Genomic DNA, 3580 nt, shown 5'->3' with positions numbered 1-3580 from the left:
AATTTCTGTTTTACTGGGCTGGTGCCAATGAAAAAATACTAGCGAGAGAAGACTGTGCTGCGGAAAGAAATAAATATGCCTCAATTGGCTTAACAGTATTATTCACCGCCATTTTAGCTTCTTTCTCTGGTGGCTATGCCTTCTTCACGGTCTTTAGTTCTGTTGGCCTTTCAGCAATCTTTGGTTTATTCTGGGGTTTAGGATTAATCGGTAATCTCGATCGACTTTTTATCATCAATCTGAAAAAGAAACACCGAAAAGGTTGGAAGCAGAATATCCTGGGGTTGGGAGAAGCCCTAACAAGCGCTGTCCCTCGGTTAAGTTTAGCAGTTTTGCTAGCGTTAGTGATTACTAAACCTCTGGAAATCAAGATTTTCGACAAAGAAATTGAGTCCGAAATCGCTAACAATAATGCCTTAATTTTCGGACAAAGGGAGAAAGAAATTCGTCAAAGTTCACGGTTAGCGGAACTCTCTGCCGCCTTAAACCAGAAAAATCAGGAAAAAAATCAAAATAACGAACGACTTGAACAAGCACGTCAAGCTTACAACTGTGAAATTTCCGGTAGTTCTTCAGACAGGTGTCGGCAACTTGGAAGTTCAGGAAAACAGGGAATAGGTGATATTGGAAAAGCACTGGAAATAAACTTAAACAAAGTTGAAGCAGAAGTAGCATCAGAGAATACAAAGCTCGAACGAGATTTGGCAAGTATCCAAGCTGAAATCGATCAGGTTGAGCAAGATATCCAGAAGAGACTAACAGAGATTGAAGAAAAACAGCAAAAGTCAGATGGTTTACTGATGCGACTCAAAACCCTTGAAAGTCTCAGTGAAAAAGATCGAGCCATTGCTAATATTAACCTCTTTGTGACCTTGCTTTTCATAATGATTGAGACTTCACCAATCCTCGTCAAAATCATGTCTTCCTATGGAACTTATGATGCAGCACTGGAAAGTCTGGAAAAAACTTCCATCCACCGTTATACCAAATCTACTGAGAAAGATTTGGAGTTGATCGACTATGAAGTTGAAGCTAACTTTCCCATTATGAAGGAGATTAAAGACTCTGAAGCTGAAAACAAAAAGTTTGCTTATGTAGAAATGCGGTCACAGGTCAGCCAGGTTATGTTCCAGCAGTTTAACTTGATGTTAAAAGAGCTTTTGTCTGACCGAAGTGAAAGTTTGAAGTCTATTAGGACAAAAGTCCTCGATCGCATCGAAAAACAAATCGAGAGAGTATTAGCCAATTACGCTCAGGAGATAAGTATTTCCGGTCGCGAGATTAACGAAAGGATTAAGCAATTCAAACAGGATATCTTGAATGAAACTTTGTCAGAGAAGCTAAAAAATTCTATTAAGGATGCAGAATTAGAGGATTTGGAAAAGGATTTAAATAATTTCCAAAAGGCTGTTGACGATTATAAAGAGGAGGATGATTCCGAAAATGGTAAGAATCTGGAATAAACAAACCTGAAGTCTCCTAGATTTCAGTCAGTTCAATCCAATGTTTAAAGCTTTGACTAATTTAATGGAGAAATACAACCATGAACGACAACAACTTAGAGCGTGAAAACTCAAGAATAATTGACGACTTAGATGCAAACAACTCATCTGCACTTGCCAGGGCCGTAGATTATGCCAGTCAGATTGTACCTCGTAGAAATGGCTCTTTAATCTACGGAAATATCTCACTTCCTGCGTCCGTAAAACGTGCGATCGCTCTGGGCGATGCCAGTTCCGTACAAGCTGAAGTTGAGTTTCTGCGATCGGCATTAACTCTAGTCAGAAGAACGCAACTTCAGGATCTGGCTGATTACTGTGAAGATTATCGCAAAAGGTCAAAGGAAGATAGAGACACAAAAGCTCTAGAATCCAAGATGAACAGAGCCGCAGCAGCAACCGAGCAAATTGACAAAACTTTTGAGAATTTGATTAACACTATTGTGGAAAAATTGGAGGTAGCAGCGAAAATACCCAATGCTAAGGCAAGGGAAATCCGAACTAAGCAACTTGAAAGGGATTTGGAAAATTTCTCAGATTTCCAGCAGCAGCTTGTTAAGAAACTAAAAAACATAGTCTCAGAGGGAATTTAAATTGTCAGGATTTACGGCTTTATCCTAGTGCCATACCCTGAGCGATCGCATCTCTCGCTGCCAGAGGTGCGATTTTTCGGGCTTTGGGCTGAGATTAGTTACCTTTTGGCTGTTGTAGTCGATTTTCTACCATCTATATGTGCTTTTTACTTGCCTTGTGGGAATACTGTGATTAATGCTCTGCCTATAATGGATTGACTGCTATGCGATTACAGAAAATTGGTCTGAGTGCTTTAGCGAAGCTTACCGTAGGTATCGCTGCCCTCCTAGCGGCTGTTGCAATGCCATCCTCTTCATCTGTACCAACGCGATTCACACAGCTACAAACGTTAGCTCAAACTTCAGAGGCTAATCAGTCAGAAGCAGACAGCTTATTGAATCCATGTAGAGAACAACTGCAAACTAACCAATTTGAAGCAGCTTTGCAGTTTTGTCAAAAGGCATTAGATACTTATCGAGAAACTAAGAACCGTTTGGGAGAGGCGAAAGCTCTCCATAATTTGGGGCTAGCCTATAAGGGTCTGAAAAATTACACTAAAGCGATTGAATTCTTACAGCAAAGTTTGGCAATGGCGCGGGAAATTCCTGACCGTGAGTTAGAGAAAAAAGCTCTGAGCAATTTAGGAGATTCTTTATCACAGCAAGGGGTTCAATATCTTCAAAACAATCAGTTTGAATCTGCAATACAGACTTGGGAACAAGTGCTGGCTATTTATCGGGAAGTCAAAGACCCTTCAAAAGAGGGAGTCGCGTTAGGAAGTATGGGAATTGTTTATGTTGCTATGCAAGATTATAATAAAGCAATTGATTATCTTGAACAGAGTTTAGCGATTCTACGGCACGCCCAGAATAAAGAAGCAGAAGAGTTTGTCGTGGAAATGCTATCTAGTACTCGGAAAAAAGCAGCCGATCGACTACTGAAGCAAGGTGCTGAACAGTATGAAACCAATCAATTAGAAGCTGCCATTCACTCTTGGCAACAGGCGTTAAATTTTTATCGAGTAATCAAGGAACGAGAAGGAGAACTGGTATGTTTACATATTTTAGCAACTACTTACTATGAGTTGGGGAACTATACCCAAGCAATTGAGACTGCTCAGCAAGAACTGCTAGTTGCACAAGAAATTAAAAATCGTCAAGGTGAGGCACAGGCTTTAGCCACGCTGGGTAGTGTTTACAATGCTCTATCAAATAATATCCAAGCGATTAAGTATCACGAACAGTCTTTAGCCATTGCAAGAGAAATAAAAGACCGACTGGGGGAAGCCGAAGTTCTAGCGAACATTGGTGCTGTTTACGCTACCTCAGCAGACAATAAAAAAGCGATTGAGTATTACCAACAGAGCTTAGTAATCCTGCGCGAACTCAAAGAACGCCAAAAAGAAGCAGAAGTTTTAGGTAATTTGGGAGCTGCTTTTGCTAACCTGGGTAACTATCAACAAGCAATTGAATACGTACAGCAAAGCTTAGATATTGCACGAGAATTTA

3 protein-coding genes are annotated in these 3580 nt (G+C 40.4%); all 3 read left to right on the top strand.

All coding sequences use genetic code 11. The annotated features are described in order from the left end of the window. Positions 1–1463, top strand: a 1463-nt coding sequence (locus H6S82_RS24165; RefSeq protein ID WP_191056829.1) for a DUF4407 domain-containing protein, incomplete at its 5' end; no start/stop codon positions are given. Positions 1464–1543: 80 nt separating this feature from the next. Next, complete coding sequence (locus H6S82_RS24160; protein WP_190471150.1) at positions 1544–2092, top strand: hypothetical protein; 549 nt, start codon at positions 1544–1546, stop codon at positions 2090–2092. 203 nt (positions 2093–2295) lie between these two features. Further along, on the top strand, positions 2296–3580 hold a 1285-nt coding region (locus tag H6S82_RS24155; RefSeq protein WP_191056828.1), incomplete at its 3' end, for a tetratricopeptide repeat protein.

Source organism: Planktothrix sp. FACHB-1355, assembly GCF_014748295.1.
Taxonomy (GTDB): domain Bacteria; phylum Cyanobacteriota; class Cyanobacteriia; order Cyanobacteriales; family Aerosakkonemataceae; genus Aerosakkonema; species Aerosakkonema funiforme_A.
This window is presented reverse-complemented; position numbering and strand designations above follow the sequence as displayed.